The organism is Desulfuromonas svalbardensis, assembly GCF_055389415.1.
Genome location: NZ_AP042416.1, coordinates 2,831,852 through 2,849,636, shown reverse-complemented (window position 1 = coordinate 2,849,636; position 17,785 = coordinate 2,831,852). Strand labels below are relative to the sequence as shown.

Here is a 17,785-nt window from a genome sequence, read left to right as displayed (position 1 = left end):
ATGATTGATAATACGACAGTACAAAGCGTCGAGTCTAATGTGGTGCTACGGACAGAAGGTTTAACCAAGTCGTTCATGACAGAGGGTGGTCAGTTGACGGTTTTGAAAAATGTCAATCTGTCAATTGCAGCGCGTGAGCGCATTGCAGTGGTTGGCGAATCAGGGTCTGGAAAAACGACCCTTATGCATATTCTTGGCACGTTAGATCGCCCCACCTCTGGCCATTGCTACTATGAATCGACGGATCTTTTTTCTTTGAAAACAGATCAGTTGGATCATTTTCGTAATCAACAGTTGGGGTTTGTGTTTCAGTTCCATCAATTATTGCCAGAATTTACTGCGCTGGAAAATGTCATGATGCCTGCACTCATTGCTGGGCATAGTCGTCGGCAAGCAGCTGAAATGGCTCAAATATTGTTGGCTCAAACGGGTTTACAAAAACGGTTGTCTCATAAACCGGGACAACTATCGGGTGGCGAGCAACAGCGCGTTGCCATCGCTAGAGCGTTAGTCTTGAAACCGCGTATTTTGATTGCTGATGAACCAACAGGCAATCTTGATTCCACAACATCTGATGGTATTTATGCGCTCCTTGATCGAGTCCATGATGAATATGATTTGACGATGATTATTGTTACCCATAATGATGAGTTAGCGACTCGAATGGACCGCACGTTGCGTATCTGTGATGGTTGCGTGTCTGGCTGATCTGATAAGCTGAATGGGTGATCTCACGATGATAAATAGCATAAGTCATTAATCATCGATGCAGGTTTAAGTTTACACAGGTTCCATGATTGATTATAGTGTGCAGGTTTAACTAAGGCATTGAAGTGTTACACATTCTATTGTTGTAAAACGAATGGGTTCGAATTGTATTAACCATTTTAAATCAGCTGAATGTGTACGCTTTTACGGTATTTTACCCAATATAATAGTTCCGAAATCTCAGGAGATTTGACACGATGCTCAAAAAGTTTGCTTTTTGTTTTGTGTTACTAGTGACAATGTTGTCTGGTGCTGCGTTGGCTGCTGAAGTTGTGTCAGCAATTCGCGTTGATGGTGTAAGTCGGATTGATGGCGCCAAGATAGAAGAAGTATTACAAACGAAGGTTGGTACCGTCTACAGTTTAGATCTTGTTGATGACGATGTTCGTGCTATTTACGATCTAGGTCATTTTAAAGATATCGAAGTTGTCACTGAACACCATGACGGCGCTATGACACTGGTGTATCGTGTTCAAGAACGGCCATTAGTTCGCAAAATAAAGATTGTTGGTAACGATGAGCTGAAGCGCTCTAAAGTTCGGTCTGCGCTTGTTATTCGTACTCCAAGTATTCTTCATCCTAAAACTCTGCAAGAGAGTGTTGGGGCCATCAAGCAACTCTATGTCGATGAAGGTTTTTATGCCGTTGACGTTGCTTCCCGTGTGGAGATGACAAAGGGCAATGAAGCTATTGTCTATTTTGATATAGTTGAAGGGACGAAAGTTACCATTGATGATATTGGATTTGAAGGAAACACTGTCTTTTCAGCGCGCAAATTGCGTGGCTTTATGCAAACCAAAGAGTGGTGGCTCTTCTCTTGGTTAAGCAGTACCGGAACCTATAATGAGGGGATGCTCGAAAACGATATCAACCTCATCAAAGATGAATATTTCAATCAAGGTTATATTCGTGTTCGCGTTAAACAACCCCTAGTAACTTTGTCAGATGATCGCGAAGAGATAGATGTCTTGATTGAAATTGATGAAGGCGATCAGTTTTATCTTGGTGATATGGCTGTTGAAGGCGATCTTCTTATTGAAGGTGATGCACTTCTTAAGCTTTTACGTTTTCGCTCTGGTGATGTCTTCAGCCGTAAGCAACTTCGTGACGACATTAAACGCTTAAATGATTACTACGCTAACCGTGGCTATGCTTATGTTAATGTTTCACCGACCACTTTAATCAACCAGGAACAGAAAACTGTTAATGTAACGTTTAATATTGAACAAGGTGTTGAAGTTCATATTGGCAGAATCAATGTTTCAGGTAACAGTAAAACTCGCGATAAAGTTGTCCGCCGTGAGGTCACGTTGGTTGAGGGCGATCTTTATAGCGTTAGCCGTTTAGAAACCAGTCGTAAGCGGGTCAATAACCTTGGTTTCTTTAGTGAAGTCAACATTGATGCGATCTCAACCGATAGCGATGAACTGATGGATGTTCAGGTCGATGTCAAAGAACAAGCCACAGGGACATTTAGTGTTGGCTTTGGTTACTCATCGACAGATGGCTTAATTGGTCAAGGTTCCGTCAGTCAAGATAACTTTCTGGGTAGAGCTTTAAAGTTGAATCTCTCAGCATCTATTGGCGGTGATTCAAATACCTTCCAAGTTGGTTTATTGAACCCATATTTTATGGATAAGAACTTAGCTCTTGGTTTTGATCTCTATCGTACTGACCGTGAGTGGGATGAGTATTCTAAAGAAGCGATTGGTGGATCGATCAAATTAGGCCTACCGATCACTTATAATATGCGAACATTCTTTGTTTATAAATACGAACAAAAAGAGATCTACGATGTCTACAGTCTTGCCTCAAGAGGTGTGCGTGAGCAAGAGGGTGAGTCGACATTGTCATCAATCTACGGTTCGATCTCTACCAATACCACCGATTACCGACCTGATCCATCCCGTGGTTATATGTCTGAGTTTTCGGTAGAGTATGCTGGTCTCGGTGGTACGGAAAAGTTTGCCAAAGCGATCATCGACCATCGTCATTTCTTCCCGATTAAGTGGGGAATCGTCTTTTCAGCCCACGGTCAAATTGGTTTTATTCATAAAGTTGGTGGTTCTGATGTTCCTATTGATGAACGTTTCTATTTAGGTGGATTGAACACTGTGCGTGGTTTTGAATCGCGTGAGGTTGGCCCTTGGGAATGGGCGAGAGAATATGATCTCGTTGATGGTAAGGTGGTTGCCGATGCAACGGACCCAAGCGGTTATAAAACGAAAGAATCCGATACAGAGCGGGACTTTATTGGTGGTGTTAAAGAAGCGTTCTTTAACTTTGAGCTAACTTTTCCACTGTTAAAATCTGCCGGATTAAAAGGTTTACTGTTTGTCGATGTGGGTAATTCTTGGGATCAAGGCGAAGAGTTCTTCTCTGATATGCGCTACAGTAGTGGTGTTGGGGTTCGTTGGAATAGTCCTCTCGGTCCATTGAGACTTGAGTGGGGGTATAATTTAGATCCCAAGGAATGGGAAGATGATTCACAATTTGAGTTTTCTATTGGTAAGTTTTTCTAATTTTTGTTGAGTGTTAATTTTTAGGAGAAAAAAATGAAGCGTATTATCGTCGCATTGTTCATGGTTTTATGTGTTGGTTCAATGGCAAGTGCAGCAGATTTGAAGATCGGTTTTGTTGATCTACAAAAAGCTTTGATGACGTCAGCGGCAGGACAATCAGCAAAAGCCAAAATGGATGCTGAACTTCAGACAATTCAAGCAGAAATACTAAAAAAGCAAACGGATCTTACCGCTCTTCAAGAGTCTCTTAAGAAGCAGGTTGCATTGTTGTCAGCAGAAGCTCGCCAACAAAAAGAGAGTGATTTTCAGCAGCAGGTAAGAGATTATCAGCGTTTCACCAAAGACCAGCAAGATGCGATGGCTGGTAAAGAAGCTGCATTTACCAAGCAAATCTTACGTGATCTTGGCGCACAAGTAGTTACTATGAGTAAGAGCGAGGGAATTACCGTGATGCTCGAAAAAGGACAACTCGTTTATGCAACGGATGCCATCGATTATACTGATGCGTTGATTAAAGCTTACGATGCGTCTTATGCTGATAGCCACCAATAAACGAAAGTAATAGTCGATGGCAACTCTAAAACAACTGGCAGCACTCGTTGATGCTGAAGTGGTCGGCGACGATTCGATACATATCAAGCAGCTAGCTCCGATTGATGGAGCTAGCTGTGGTGATATTACATTTATTTCTAATCCGAAATATTTACCCTGTTTAGCGACAACTCAGGCATCAGCAGTTTTAGTTGATCGACCTTTGGATCGTGAAGATATTGCCTATCTGGTTTGCAATAATCCCTATTTAGCTTTTGCGAAAATTTTAACGCATCTCAATGTGAAACGACCTGAACCTCTAGGTGTTTTACCGGGTGCGTTTGTTTCTGAAACAGCAACTTTAGGTGATCGAGTTACGGTTCATGCCGGTGCGACTATCAGTGACGGTTGTGTTATTGGCGACGATACGATTATTTATCCAAATGTTGTGTTGTACCCACAGGTAAAAGTCGGTTGTGACTGTACTTTACATGCTGCAACAGTTGTCCGAGAAGGATGTGTACTCGGCGATCGAGTGATTGTTCAACCCAATGCGGTGATTGGGTCAGACGGTTTTGGTTTCGCACCTGATGGTGAATCGTATTACAAAATTCCACAAATCGGCATTGTTGTGATTGAAAATGATGTAGAAATTGGTGCGGGATGCTGTCTTGATCGTGCGGCGATGGGGGTTACTCGTGTTGGCGAGGGATGTAAACTCGATAATATGGTTCAAATTGCCCATAATGTAACGGTTGGACCTCATACGGTATTGGCTTCACAGTCAGGTATTGCAGGTAGTGCTAAAGTTGGCCGACATTGTACCTTTGGTGGTCAATCTGCTGTGGCAGGACATATTGAGGTGGGTGATAACCTAACTCTTGGTGGTCGTGGCGGAATTACTGGTTCAATAAAGGGTGACCAGATTGTTTCAGGAATCCCTGCGATTCCACATCGTGAATGGTTAAAGTCGTCTATGACGTTTAGTCGCTTACCTGAGATGCGTAAACAAATCGCCTCGTTACAACGGCAACTTGAAACATTACAATCTATTGTAGAGAAAGATTAATCACATATGCTTATGAATGCAGTCGAGGTAATGAAGCGCTTACCGCATCGTTATCCATTTTTATTGGTTGATGGTATTGAGAGTTTTGTTGAAAACACGTCAATTGTTGGCATTAAAAATGTCACGATTAATGAGCCTTTTTTCCAAGGCCATTTTCCTGGACACCCAATTATGCCCGGAGTTCTGATTGTTGAAGCCATGGCTCAGGTCGGTGGTGTTTTCGCAAGTCTTAATGACGGCATTGGTGATGATAAGGTAACGTATTTTACGGGTATTGATAAGGTCAAGTTCCGCAAGCCTGTTGTGCCTGGCGATGTGTTACGTTTGGAACTTCAATTGATGAAATGCCGCCGTGGAATTTATCAATTTTCCGGTAAAGCTTACGTTGGAGAAACCCTCGTAACACAGGCAGAACTTAAAGCTACTTTTGTTGATCGGGAGGGCTAGTGATGATTCATCCTACTGCTATTATTGAATCTGGTGCTGTTCTTGGTGAAAATGTCAAGGTTGGTGCTTATTCAATTATCCGTGAAAACGTTACAATCGGTGATGGTACAGTTGTTGGTCCGCATGTTGTCATTGAGGGTGATACGACTATCGGTTGCGACAATGAAATTTTTCAATTCGCTTCGATCGGTGCGATACCTCAAGATCTTAAATTCCATGGTGAAGTGACAAAGTTAATTATTGGTGACCGGAATAAAATCCGTGAATTCACTACCATGCATTTAGGAACTGAAGACGGTTGTGGTCAAACAGTAATAGGGTGCGATAACCTGTTCATGGCATACACTCATGTCGCCCATGATTGTATTGTAGGTAACCATATTATCCTCGCTAATAACGCAACGTTGGCTGGACATGTTGAAGTTGACGATTTTGCCATTCTTGGTGGCATGTCGGCAGTTCACCAATTTACCCGTATTGGTGCTCACGTTATGGCGAGTGGAGGATCGATGATTGCTCAAGATCTTCCCCCCTATGTGATTGCACAGGGTGATCGGGCTAAAACTGTCGGTTTAAATTTGATCGGCTTAAAACGTCGTGGTTTTAGCTCTGAAACGTTATCGGCAATCAAGAAATCTTATAAACTAATTTTTCGAGCAGGACTACGTCAAGAGGAAGCTTTGAAACAAATTTCTGAGACTATTGAGCAGTTTCCTGAAGTGGTAGCGTTTACTGACTTTATCCGAAAAAGTGAGCGTGGTATCGCCCGATAGTTTTTTTCGTATGTTTTATCGCATCACTTAGCAACACAGTCATTTTTAATCCTGATGAGCAAGGCTTTTCCGCTAGAACCGAAAAGATCGTCTCTCCCGCCTTCGCGGGCATGACGAGCATGAGACAAGAACACAATGCGGAAGATTGATACGAATCATTTTTTCAATAACGGTGTTGATTGAAAATATAACTGTTAACTGTAGGCATCCATACGTGGGTGCCATACGTTTTTTTACCTATTTAAAAGGATTGCCCCTCATGGCCATTGGCTCTGATTGTTCTGGTCTACGTCGTGCGTTAATTGTTACTGGTGAAGCTTCCGGTGATCTGCATGGCGCCAATCTGATTAAGGCCGCGAAAAACTGTGACCCACAACTCTCTTTTTTTGGTGTGGGTGGTGAAAAAATGGATGCAGCGGGTTGTCAGATAATACTTCCTAGTTCCGAACTCGCCGTAATGGGGTTGGTTGAGGTGGTTCGCCATCTCCCACGAATTTGGGGTGTGTTTCAACGCCTCAAGGCGATTATTCACGGATCTAATCCACCCGACGTTCTCGTCTTAATAGATTCCCCCGATTTCAATTTAAGACTTGCTAAACAAGCAAAAAAAGCTGGGATTCCGGTTCTTTATTACGTTAGTCCACAGGTATGGGCGTGGCGAAGAGGTCGTGTTAAAGGTATTTCAGCCGTGGTTGACCGTTTAGCCGCTATTTTCCCATTTGAACCCGAATATTATCGCGGTTTACCTATTGATGCTCGTTATGTTGGCCATCCATTGCTTGATGAGGCTAAATTGTCAATACCGACGGCTGAGTATCGTAGTCGTTATTACTTAGATCAAAACAGCACTGTTGTGGGCCTTTTCCCCGGTAGTCGAGGCAATGAATTGAAGTACTCATTTCCGACGATTGTTGAAACCGCCCAGAAAATTAAAAGTGCTCATCCTTCTGCCCATTTTATTGTTCCATTAGCGCCAGGGGTGGTTGAAGCGGATCTTAAGGTGCAGTTCGATATCGCCGGTGTCGAAGTGATATTTGTACGGGATACGATTTACGATACGGCTGCAGCATGTGACGTTGTGTTGTGTGTGTCTGGCACAGTAACCCTGCAAATCGCCTTAGTTGAAACGCCTATGGTGATACTGTACAAAGCTGCTCCGCTTACCTATGCTATCGGTAAACACCTTGTCTCTGTTGAACATTTTGGATTGCCAAATATTGTTGCAGGTAAAACAATTGTTCGCGAGTATGTTCAAGATGAAGCGAGTCCACTGACATTGTTCAACGAAGTTGATAAAATTTTGACTGACGAGAGTTATCGTAACGAGATGAAACAAAACCTTTCGCACGTTAAAACTAAGATGGGTGAACCGGGTTGTTCAGCCCGTGTTGCACAAATGGTGATCGAGTTAAGTTGCCGTACTAAGCAAGGAGAAAGCTAACCGTGGCAAAAGGTGGTATCAAAGTTTATAAACGGCTTCTTGGTTATTCAAGGCCATACAGCAAACGAATCATTATTGCCATGATTGCGTCGCTTGGTGTTGCGGGTGTTGATGTTTCTATTGCTAAGTTGGTTCAACCTTTTATTGATTCTATTTTAGAAAACCCAACGAGATCTGCTGTTAACTTAGTTCCTGTCATTGTTATTAGTCTTGCAGCAATCAAGGGAATTTCACGCTATATCCAAGAGTATTTTATCAAAACAGCGGGTCAGCTCGTTGTTCAAGATTTGAGAAATGATCTCTATAATCATACGCTTGATCTATCTATGGGGTATTTTTCTAAATCCCCTGTTGGTAATATTATTTCAAGAATTCTCAACGATGTTGGGATGTTGCAGAAGTCAGCAGCTGATGAGTTAGTGGTCGTGGTTCGAGAGGGATTAACCCTTGTTGGTTTAGTTGGCTTGTTGTTTTACAATGATTGGCGTTTAGCGCTTGTTGCCTTTACTGTTCTGCCTATCGCCCTTATCCCAGCGGCACAAATTGGTCGGCGAATTAAGAAGTATGTACGAAAAAGTTTAACGAATATCAGTAATCTGACCTCTATTTTACAAGAGTCTTTTAGTGGTATTAAAGTGGTTAAGGCCTTTGGTACTGAGGACGCTGAACAACATAAATTTCATAGTGAGAATTGGAACTTTTATCAGCGGATGAAAAAAGTGATCCGTTACGATTCTGCCACTGCACCGATTATGGAGTTGTTGTCTTCTTTTGGCGCCGCAGGGGTGTTGTGGTACGGTATCCATCGCGTGATGGTTGGTGATATTACCAAGGGTGCTTTGATGTCATTTATTGCTGCCATGGGAATGATGTATGGCCCGATGAAACGGCTGATTAAAACCAATAATATTCTTCAAAAAGCCGTTGGTGCTGCCGAGCGTGTTTTTGAGATGTTGGATACACCACGAGATATCGTTGATGCAACGGATGCGATTGTGTTGCCACCAAGTCGCGGCCATGTCTGTTTTGATAAGGTACAGTTTTGCTACGATACCAATGAACCCGTGCTGAAAAATTTCAGTGTTGATGTTCTGCCTGGAAAAATGATTGCCTTGGTTGGAGCTAGTGGAGCAGGTAAATCAACACTGATTGGATTGTTAGCACGTTTTTATGATCCGACTAGTGGAGTGATTAGTATTGATGGTTACGATATTTCCAAGATAACTCAAAATAGCTTAAAACAACAAATTGCATTGGTTGATCAAGAGACATTTTTGTTTCACGACACCCTGTATAATAATATTCGTTATTCACGTATCGATGCGACAGATGAACAGGTTAAAGAAGCAGCTAAAATGGCTTACGCTGATGAGTTTATCAACGAGATGGCAGAAGGCTATCAGACTCAGATTGGTGACCGTGGGGTGCGCTTATCTGGTGGACAACGACAGCGAATCTGTATAGCGCGTGCTATTTTACGTGATGCACCGATCCTGTTGTTGGATGAGGCAACCAGTGCTTTGGATACCGAAAGTGAAAAAGTTGTTCAACAAGCCCTCGCCAATCTGATGAAGGAGCGAACTACGTTCGTTATTGCCCACCGCTTGTCCACCATCATGCATGCCGATGAGATTTTAGTTATGGCAGGTGGCGAATTGGTTGAACGAGGTTCGCATCATGAATTGCTCGAAGCCAATGGTACATATCGCCGTTTATATGATTTACAATTTCGCGATTAGTGGGTAAAAACTGATGAAAATAAAAAAAATGAGTCAGTGGCTATTGCTTAACCTCGCACCGCCGTTGGCTGCATTGTTAATTCGTATTATTGCGCTGTTGTCACGTAAAGAGATTATTGGTGCCGAAAGCGTGCGCAAACTTTGGCAGAATGGTGAAGCGGTTATTGTTTCGTCGTGGCACGATCAGCTGTTGATGATTCCTCAGGGCTACGATGGCCCGGGCAGTCAAATATTAATTAGCCGTTCGCGTGATGGTGAGTTGATCGCACGGACGGTAAAATTTCTAGGGCATCATGCCGTACGCGGATCCTCTAGTCGAGGTGGTGGGGCGGCATTTAAGCAATTATTACGGTTAGCCAAACAACCGTATGATATTGGTATTACACCCGATGGACCACGTGGGCCGCGCCATGAGATGAAAGATGGCGTTGTTCAGTTAGCACGATTATCGGGTCGTGCAGTGGTTCCTGTGGCATTGGTCACGAGTCGCGGACATCGATTTGCATCATGGGATCGTTTTTTGTTACCCTATCCATTTAGTCGACTTGTCTTCTCCTATGGAGAGCCACTTTATTGTCAGCGCGATGACGACCCCGAACAGTTTAAACAAAAATTACAACAGGCAATGGTTGATAACCACTGCCGTGCTATAGCACGACTGGAGAGTTATGGTTTATCTTCTATATGATTGTGTCGTTTGGATAACGGCTCTGTTTCTTGTTCCGTGCTACCTTGTCCGTGGTTTATTACAGGGAAAGGTGCGTCGTGGTATTCGTGAACGGCTTGGTTTTTTTCATAAACAGCGGTTTGCTGGTTTTGAAGGGAAAAAAGTATTTTGGATCCACGCTGTTTCGGTTGGTGAAACTCGTGCTGCGATTCCGCTGATTAAGGTTCTGCGCAAGAACTACCCTGAAGCGATATTGTTAGTTTCGAACGTTACTGAAACAGGTCATGCTATCGCACAAGGGGTTAAGGAAGTTGACGATACATTGTTTTTCCCTTTGGATACTTCATGGGTGGTAAAGCGTGTTTTGCAGCGCATACAACCTGACCATGTATTGATTGTTGAAACGGAACTATGGCCGAATTTTATCCGCCAATGTCATCGTCAGTCAATTCCAATTCAGTTGGTTAATGGACGGATTTCGGATCGTTCGTTCCCCCGTTATTTGCGCGTTAAAAAAATCCTTCAACCCGTGCTTGAGCAACTATGTAATTTTTGCATGCAATCTGAAACAGATGGGCAACGGATTGTCGAACTTGGTGCACCCGCTGATCGTATCACGGTGACTGGGAACCTTAAGTTCGATATGGAGTCAACCTTACCGCCAGATTTATCTAGTCAACAGTTGCGGCAGCAGTTTTCTCTACCATTGCAAACACGTATTTGGGTCGCGGGAAGCACTCACTCTGGTGAAGAGGAACAGATCATTGAGGTGCATCAACGGTTGTTGAAACATCATCCTGATTTAATATTAATTTTAGTTCCACGTCATCCCGGACGGTGTAAGTCGGTTGGTGAATTATTAACACAGGCATCACTTTCGTGGCGGTTGAGATCGCAACAACAGGAACAGCCTTTAGAACCAGGTGGTGTCCTTCTTGTCGATACCATAGGTGAAATGCTCAAGTTTTACCATATGTCAGAGTTAGTGTTTGTCGGTGGTAGTTTAGTGCCAACGGGTGGCCATAACATCCTCGAGGCATCGTTGTTAAAAAAAGCCGTTGTTTTTGGTTCTCATATGCATAATTTTCGGGAAATTGCTGTACTCATCGAAAAGGCACAAGGCGAAGGTCGCATTCATAATGTTGATGAACTTTATCTGCTCGTTAACTCCCTATTAAATACACCAGAGAAATGCCGAACAATGGGTGAGCAGGGCTGGTCCTTGTTGCAACGTAATGCTGGGGCGAGTAATAAAACATTAAGTGAGATTGTGCAGTGCATACACGATTAGCGCTGTATTATCGCCGTTTAGCAACACGAGGTGCACAAAGTAAAGGTGATCGCTTATTCCTTGCTTTTTTAGTGCCATTTGGTTGGCTTTATGGCTGTATTAATTATGTGCGTGTAAAGCTGTATCAAGTAGGTGTGTTCTCTTGCTATAAAGCATCTGTCCCAGTTGTTTCAGTTGGTAATCTTGCTGTCGGTGGTACTGGAAAAACACCGATGGTTGATTATTTGCTCAAGCAGCAACAGGCTCAAAAGCGAAAAGTTGCTGTGATCAGTCGTGGTTATGGTGGTGAAAAAGGTGATGCTGTTCGTGTTGTCTGTGATGGAAATGGTCCGATATTGTCAGCGACTCAATGTGGTGATGAACCGTACCTTATCGCTCGACGTAATCCACAGGCGATTGTAATTGTTTCGCCGCAACGAAGCGCAGGGATAGATTACGCAATTAAAACGTTTGGAGTTGATCTTATTGTTTTAGATGATGCGTTTCAGCATTTGGCTGTGGCACGCGATTTAGATCTGCTGTTGTTTGATAGCCGCTATCCTCTCGGTAATGGTCATCTACTACCCGCTGGGTTGTTACGCGAATTTCCCGCTGCTGTGCAACGGGCAGATCTGTGTATTATGACACGCTATAACCAACAGAGTGCGAAACCTTTGTCATGTGATCAGCCTATTATTCGTGCCCAGCAATCTTTAGCACAGAGCGCGCAAGACTTATTGGGGCACGATTACTCACTTGAGCAACTTCGCCAGAGTAAGTGTGTTGCATTCGCAGGTATTGCAAATCCTCATGATTTTTTTACTTCTCTTGAAGACAGTGGTGTGACGTTATTGGCGACATTGCCTTTAGTGGATCATTGTCAATTTACCCCGCATGTGATTGAATCAATTAAGATCATGGCTGCTGAGGCAGATTTTATACTAACAACTGAAAAAGATGCCGTTAAACTTAATGACAAGATGTTTGATATTCCATGTTGTTCTTTTTCGTTAATATTCGAACCCATAGAGGTTGATCTGCTAGAACAAACGATCGATGCTTTATTTAATTAATTTATGACACCGATGTCTTTGCTGGAGAATCTATTATGGCCATAAATCCTCAATTACTTGATCACTTAGTTTGCCCAAAATGTAAAGGCGAACTTGTTTTATCTGAAAAGCAATTTCTTACATGCAAACACTGTCAATTGGTTTATCCCATCAGAAATGATGTGCCAATCATGTTGATTGATGAAGCTGTAAGTGTGGAAGAATAATTACATGTTTTCAAGTCAGCTAGGACATCATGAACTGAAACGAATCTTAGTACGCGGAACTAATTGGATTGGTGATGCGGTGATGACCACTCCAGCACTTAATGCGTTGCGAAGCCATTACCCTCATGCTGAGATTGTGATGCTTGCTAATCCGTTAGTCGCTGAACTGTTTCAATTTCATCCCAGTGTTGATCGGGTCATTATCTACGATAGAAAAGGATACCATCGTGGAGTAGCTGGATTTATTCGGATGATTAAGGAGATTCGTAGTAATCGTTTTGACGCAGCATTTTTATTTCAAAATGCTATCGAAGCGGCTTTGCTTGCAATCTGTTCAGGAGTACCAAGGCGTGCTGGCTATACAACGGATGGTCGTCGTTTGTTGTTGAATTATCCAGTGACTGTTACTGCTGCTGATAAGTTAATGCACCATACCGATTATTATTGCCAACTCCTTCAGCGCTTAGGTGTCAGTGATGGCGACAAGCAGCTTTGTCTTGCTTGCACTGAGGATGAGCAGCTGTGGGCTGCATCAGTGCTAGAAAGTGACAATGTGATTGCTATCAATCCTGGTGCTGCGTATGGCTCAGCGAAACGTTGGTTACCAGAACGTTTTGCCGAAGTCGCAGATACGTTAGCGAGCCGGTACGATGCTAAAATTGTCCTGACGGGTGGCCCTGGTGAGAAAGAGATCGGCTGTGAAATCGCTTCTGCCATGAGTGCCCCTTCAGTTAATATGGTTGGTAAAACATCGGTTCGTGAGATGATGGCTCTGTTAGCGCACAGCCGTTTATTGGTTTCGAATGATTCGGGTCCCATGCATGTTGCTTCGGCTTTCTCAGTGCCAATTGTGGCGGTGTTCGGTTCAACAGATCATACAACGACCTGCCCAGCTTCGCAGAATGTTAAAATTGTTCGCAAACAAATTGATTGTGCTCCCTGTTTGTTACGCCAATGCCCAACTGACCATCGTTGCATGACCGCTATTACAACAGATGATGTTTTGGCTGCCGCATTTGAGCTCTTAGGGTAACTACAATGAGAATTTTGATTGTAAAAGTCAGTGCTCTTGGTGACGTCATTCATACCCTACCGGTGCTAGCTTATTTGCATAGTATTGATATGACTGTTCAAAGTGGTGAGCCACTACAGATTGATTGGCTGGTTGAGGAGGGGTTTGCCCCTGTTTTAGATGGTCATCCATTGATTCATCGAGTGATTCCATTGAAAACAAAACGCTGGCGTGCTCTTTCACCATTAGCCATGATGAGAGAGATGTGGTTGTTTACCAAAGAACTCCGTCGGCAACACTATGATTTCGTTTTTGATCTGCAGGGGAACAGTAAAAGTGGTTTATTTACCCGTTTGAGTCGCAGTTCAAAGCGTTATGGCTTTGATCGACACCATATTCGAGAGTGGCCGAACCTTTTAGCAACCAATCATCGTGTTCATTTGTCCGATGTTGATCATCATGTTGCACAACGCTCTCTTGCTGTTGTCGCGGCTGCACTTCCTAATGGAAGGGAGCGGATCAATGCTGGGCCTCTTCATGTTATCCCCCTAGCGCGGGAGCATGTTCACCAGCAAATTGAAAAACTGCAATTGTCACATGAAAAACTTGCTGTCTTACATTATGGTACAACGTGGAAAACAAAGTTGTGGAACTTGGAATATTGGCAACAATTGGCGGCTAAGTTGGTTGAAAAGACCGATGTGGTTCCGTTACTAACATGGGGCAATGATCAAGAGCACCACGCTGCACAGTCTATTTCTGAGCATGTAGCGGGTAAAGCGATTGTATGGCCACGTGGCAGCCTGCCTGAGCTGGTTGCATTGCTTGATCGTGCAAATGTTGTGGTGGGTTGCGATACGGGACCGATTCATATCGCTGCGGCTCTTGGAACTCCGACTGTTTCAGTGTTCCGCGTAACAGATGCAACACGCAATGGCCCTATGGATGAAAACCATCGTTGCTTACAATCATCATTACCTTGTTCCCCTTGTTTACTCAAACAGTGTGAACGCGATGATGTGTGCTCAAAATCAATTGGTGTCGATGAGGTATATAGCGCGATTATTGAATTAATTGGCTGATGGGAAGATACGGGAGAGTGTTATGCAGCAAAAAATAGATCAACATATTAATCAGCATATTGAGGTGTTTCAACAGATTGTTGCACCAATGTCTGCTGATATTGCAGCCTGTGCAGCGTTGATGTGTGAGTCCCTACGACGTGGGAATAAGATTCTTGTTATGGGTAATGGTGGCTCGGCGGCCGATGCACAACATTTTGCTGCAGAACTGGTGGGTCGTTTCTTGAAGAACCGATCAGCTCTTCCTGCTATTTCTCTGACAACTGATACCTCTATTTTAACCGCTGTCGCCAATGATTTTGGTTATGATCAAGTGTTTAGTCGTCAGGTTGAAGCGTTAGTAAAACCAGGCGATGTTGTCGTTGGCATCTCCACCAGCGGTCACTCTGAAAATGTACAAAAGGCCTTGGCGCTAGGCAAAACGATGGAGGGACAGACTGTCGCTCTTCTTGGTCGAGATGGTGGCTCCATTGCATCACAAGTAGATATTGCCTTAACCGTCGCGTCTCCTGATACGCCGCGTATCCAAGAAGCTCACTTAACCATCATCCATATTCTGTGTGATTTAATTGAAACAGAACTATTTTCAGACGATGGGTAATAGCTGATGGAATCAATCTCTCCTGAACAATTTAATCAACTTATCTGTTCATCAACCATTTTAGAAAAAGATGGACACGGTGAAAAGGTTTTGTTAACTGTTGAAGGCGATATCGTCAAAATCTTCCGACGTAAGCGTCTACTGACTACTGCATTACTGTTTCCTTATGCGCGTCGTTTCGCAAAAAATGCCCGCCGCTTGCAGCAATTGAATATCCCTACTGTGTCAGATTTGCGCTTGGGGCATTGTTGCGATCCTGTTCGAGATTTGGTCTGGTACCGGCCGCTACCTGGGATGACCTTGCGTCAATATTGTTTAAAGGACGGAGCCGAACCTATCATGGATATTCTGGCAAAATTTGTTGCCAGCTTGCATAGTAAGGGTGTTTTGTTTCGCTCTCTGCACTGGGGAAACATCATCGTCATGGAGGATTTATCTCTTGGGTTAATTGATATTGCGGATATGCGCTTCCGTCGTCGATCTCTTACTGTGGCGGAAAGGGTGCGTAATTTTCGTCATATGTTGCGTTACAATGATGACCAACAGTTTTTTAATAGTATGGCGGAGTCATTCTGGGATCGTTATCATGTGGCTTCGGAGTTATCTGATACGGCAAATCAGAATATAAAGAAATTACTGTCTAACCATGAAGCACAGGTGCTATGAAACTCGCTTTTGCATTGTTCAAATATTTCCCTTACGGTGGTTTACAGCGTGACTGTATAAAAATTGCCCGTGAGTGTTTAAAGCGTGGACATCATGTTGATCTTTATTGTCTTGAGTGGAGCGGGCCTAAAATTTCAGGGATCAATATTCATGTCATTCAGGTCAATTGCTGGCGTAATTATCGCCGCTACGAAATCTTTTCTCAGCGCGTAAAGCAGCAGATCGATACCTTGGGTTATGATGGTGTAGTGGGTTTCAACAGGATGTCGGGATTGGATCTTTATTTTGCTGCTGACCCCTGTTTTTCCTTGAAGTGTGAACAACGGAAATTTTGGTATCGGTTTATACCGCGGTCTAAAAGCTTTTTGCGGGCTGAAAATGATGTCTATGGGCTGAACAGCTCGACACAGCTAATGCTGTTATCCGATCAAGAGATACCTGCAATTCAGCGACTGTATGGTACTCCTGATCGACGCTTTCACATTTTACCACCCGGTGTTGATCACGATCGTTTAGCCCCCGACGACTATCTTCAGCAGCGTCTTGATTTTCGCCGGCATCTTAAAATAAGTGACAGCCAAAAAATGCTCTTGATGGTTGGTTCTGGCTTTCGCACCAAGGGGGTGGATCGTGCTCTTGATACCATGGCAAGTTTGCCAGAACCTCATCGCCAAAATTGTGTGTTGTTCATTGTTGGTCGCGATAATAGTGCCCCCTTTGAGCGTCAGGCGCGTCAATTGGGTCTGGAAAGTCAGGTTCGATTTATGGGCGGGCGCGACGATGCATCGAAGTTCTTTTTTGCTGCCGATTTGCTGATCCATCCCGCCTATCGTGAAGCCGCGGGAATGGTGCTGCTCGAAGCTGTCGCGGCTCAATTACCGGTTTTGGTCACTGATTCTTGTGGTTATAGCTTTCATATTGAGCGTTCACAAGCGGGTCGCGTTCATAGCTCGCCCTTTGATTTACAGCGGTTCGGTTGTGAGTTGCTAGAGATGCTTGAAGAGGATTCTGCTATTAGGCAGCAGGCAGCACGTGACTATATTTCCCAAACAGATATTTTTGGCCTAGCCACAACAGCGACTGATGTCATAGAACAGGTGCTCTCATGATTGTATTACCGAAATTATGGCAACAGCAGTGGCAGGGAGATGACCTCTTTGAGCAGGTTCTTAATTTGCAGGGGGAAGAGTATCGCAATATGGACGGCAGAAGAACCCTCCGTTTTGAAAAAGATGGTCGGGGATATTTTGCTAAACTCTACTCTGGACTCGGTTGGCCACGGATTCTAAAGAGTGTATTGACCTTACGTAAACCTCCAGTGTTATCAGCGCAAAACGAATGGCTCGCTATCCGTAAATTAGAAGAGCTGGGTGTCGACACGATGACTTTGATCGGTTATGGAGAGCAGGGCAGCAGCCCAGCAAACCGACAATCCTTTATCATTACTGAAGAGCTGCAACCAACGGAAAGCCTTGAGGATTTTTGTCGTTTGTGGTCGCAACAGCCGCCAGCTGTGTCTTTAAAGCGCGCTCTTATTGAAAAATTGGCCACTATCTCACGAACGTTGCACGAAAATGGTGTTAATCATCGTGATTACTATTTGTGCCATTTTCTTCTCGACCTCTCGGCAGGGCGAGATCACCTTGATCCGAAAAACTTGACCCTTTATTTGATCGATCTGCATCGGGTTCAGTTTCATACAAAACTCCCTCAACGTTGGCGTTTAAAGGATTTATCAGCGCTTTACTTTTCGAGTATGGAGATTGGTTTGACCCGGCGCGATTTTTACCGCTTTATTAAACATTATAGCCAGCAACCTTTACGCGATGCGTTGGTTGATAATACGTGGTTGTGGCGCTCCGTAGATCGACGCGGACAGCAGTTATTGCAGCGTTTTTACCGAAAGTATAAGTCGTGA

The 17,785-nt window shown here is 43.7% G+C and carries 18 protein-coding genes; all 18 read left to right on the top strand.

Features of this window, described 5'->3' with window-relative positions:
- The 18 genes from ACZ5KY_RS12835 (at position 1) to rfaP (ending at position 17,785) form a co-directional block, all read left to right on the top strand.
- On the top strand, positions 1-708 hold the full coding sequence (locus ACZ5KY_RS12835) for an ABC transporter ATP-binding protein (protein WP_464244294.1): 708 nt from the start codon (positions 1-3) through the stop codon (positions 706-708).
- Positions 709-965: 257 nt separating this feature from the next.
- The gene (bamA, locus tag ACZ5KY_RS12830; RefSeq protein ID WP_464244293.1) at positions 966-3,290 is read left to right on the top strand and encodes an outer membrane protein assembly factor BamA; all 2,325 of its coding nucleotides are present in this window, start codon (positions 966-968) and stop codon (positions 3,288-3,290) included.
- A 33-nt stretch (positions 3,291-3,323) separates the two neighbouring features.
- Positions 3,324-3,842: an OmpH/Skp family outer membrane protein gene (locus ACZ5KY_RS12825; protein ID WP_464244292.1), complete on the top strand. Its 519-nt coding sequence runs from the start codon at positions 3,324-3,326 to the stop codon at positions 3,840-3,842.
- Positions 3,843-3,858: 16 nt separating this feature from the next.
- Positions 3,859-4,890, top strand: coding sequence for a UDP-3-O-(3-hydroxymyristoyl)glucosamine N-acyltransferase (gene lpxD / locus ACZ5KY_RS12820; protein WP_464244291.1), 1,032 nt, complete (start codon positions 3,859-3,861; stop codon positions 4,888-4,890).
- A gap of 6 nt (positions 4,891-4,896) precedes the next feature.
- Complete coding sequence (gene fabZ, locus ACZ5KY_RS12815; protein ID WP_464244290.1) at positions 4,897-5,337, top strand: 3-hydroxyacyl-ACP dehydratase FabZ; 441 nt, start codon at positions 4,897-4,899, stop codon at positions 5,335-5,337.
- 2 nt (positions 5,338-5,339) lie between these two features.
- Positions 5,340-6,110, top strand: a complete 771-nt coding sequence (lpxA, locus tag ACZ5KY_RS12810; RefSeq protein WP_464244289.1) for an acyl-ACP--UDP-N-acetylglucosamine O-acyltransferase — start codon at positions 5,340-5,342, stop codon at positions 6,108-6,110.
- Between the two features lie 259 nt (positions 6,111-6,369).
- Positions 6,370-7,551, top strand: a complete 1,182-nt coding sequence (gene lpxB, locus ACZ5KY_RS12805) for a lipid-A-disaccharide synthase (RefSeq protein ID WP_464244288.1) — start codon at positions 6,370-6,372, stop codon at positions 7,549-7,551.
- Positions 7,552-7,553: 2 nt separating this feature from the next.
- The gene (gene msbA, locus ACZ5KY_RS12800) at positions 7,554-9,290 is read left to right on the top strand and encodes a lipid A export permease/ATP-binding protein MsbA (protein WP_464244287.1); all 1,737 of its coding nucleotides are present in this window, start codon (positions 7,554-7,556) and stop codon (positions 9,288-9,290) included.
- A gap of 13 nt (positions 9,291-9,303) precedes the next feature.
- Positions 9,304-9,978: a lysophospholipid acyltransferase family protein gene (locus ACZ5KY_RS12795; protein WP_464244286.1), complete on the top strand. Its 675-nt coding sequence runs from the start codon at positions 9,304-9,306 to the stop codon at positions 9,976-9,978.
- Complete coding sequence (locus ACZ5KY_RS12790; protein ID WP_464244285.1) at positions 9,959-11,248, top strand: 3-deoxy-D-manno-octulosonic acid transferase; 1,290 nt, start codon at positions 9,959-9,961, stop codon at positions 11,246-11,248. Before ACZ5KY_RS12795 ends, ACZ5KY_RS12790 begins: the two co-directional genes overlap by 20 nt.
- Positions 11,233-12,300: a tetraacyldisaccharide 4'-kinase gene (gene lpxK / locus ACZ5KY_RS12785; protein ID WP_464244284.1), complete on the top strand. Its 1,068-nt coding sequence runs from the start codon at positions 11,233-11,235 to the stop codon at positions 12,298-12,300. Before ACZ5KY_RS12790 ends, lpxK begins: the two co-directional genes overlap by 16 nt.
- 35 nt (positions 12,301-12,335) lie before the next feature.
- Positions 12,336-12,506: a Trm112 family protein gene (locus ACZ5KY_RS12780; protein WP_464244283.1), complete on the top strand. Its 171-nt coding sequence runs from the start codon at positions 12,336-12,338 to the stop codon at positions 12,504-12,506.
- A gap of 4 nt (positions 12,507-12,510) precedes the next feature.
- Positions 12,511-13,539: a lipopolysaccharide heptosyltransferase II gene (waaF, locus tag ACZ5KY_RS12775; protein WP_464244282.1), complete on the top strand. Its 1,029-nt coding sequence runs from the start codon at positions 12,511-12,513 to the stop codon at positions 13,537-13,539.
- Between the two features lie 5 nt (positions 13,540-13,544).
- Positions 13,545-14,600 (top strand): lipopolysaccharide heptosyltransferase I, encoded by a 1,056-nt coding sequence (gene waaC / locus ACZ5KY_RS12770; RefSeq protein WP_464244281.1) that lies wholly within the window; start codon positions 13,545-13,547, stop codon positions 14,598-14,600.
- Positions 14,601-14,622: 22 nt separating this feature from the next.
- Positions 14,623-15,201, top strand: coding sequence for a D-sedoheptulose 7-phosphate isomerase (gene gmhA / locus ACZ5KY_RS12765; RefSeq protein ID WP_464244280.1), 579 nt, complete (start codon positions 14,623-14,625; stop codon positions 15,199-15,201).
- 6 nt (positions 15,202-15,207) lie between these two features.
- The gene (locus ACZ5KY_RS12760) at positions 15,208-15,867 is read left to right on the top strand and encodes a hypothetical protein (protein ID WP_464244279.1); all 660 of its coding nucleotides are present in this window, start codon (positions 15,208-15,210) and stop codon (positions 15,865-15,867) included.
- Entirely contained in the window at positions 15,864-16,976 is a 1,113-nt protein-coding gene (locus ACZ5KY_RS12755) for a glycosyltransferase family 4 protein (RefSeq protein WP_464244278.1), read from the top strand. The genes ACZ5KY_RS12760 and ACZ5KY_RS12755 overlap by 4 nt, the downstream gene beginning before the upstream one ends.
- Positions 16,973-17,785, top strand: coding sequence for a lipopolysaccharide core heptose(I) kinase RfaP (gene rfaP / locus ACZ5KY_RS12750; protein WP_464244277.1), 813 nt, complete (start codon positions 16,973-16,975; stop codon positions 17,783-17,785). The genes ACZ5KY_RS12755 and rfaP overlap by 4 nt, the downstream gene beginning before the upstream one ends.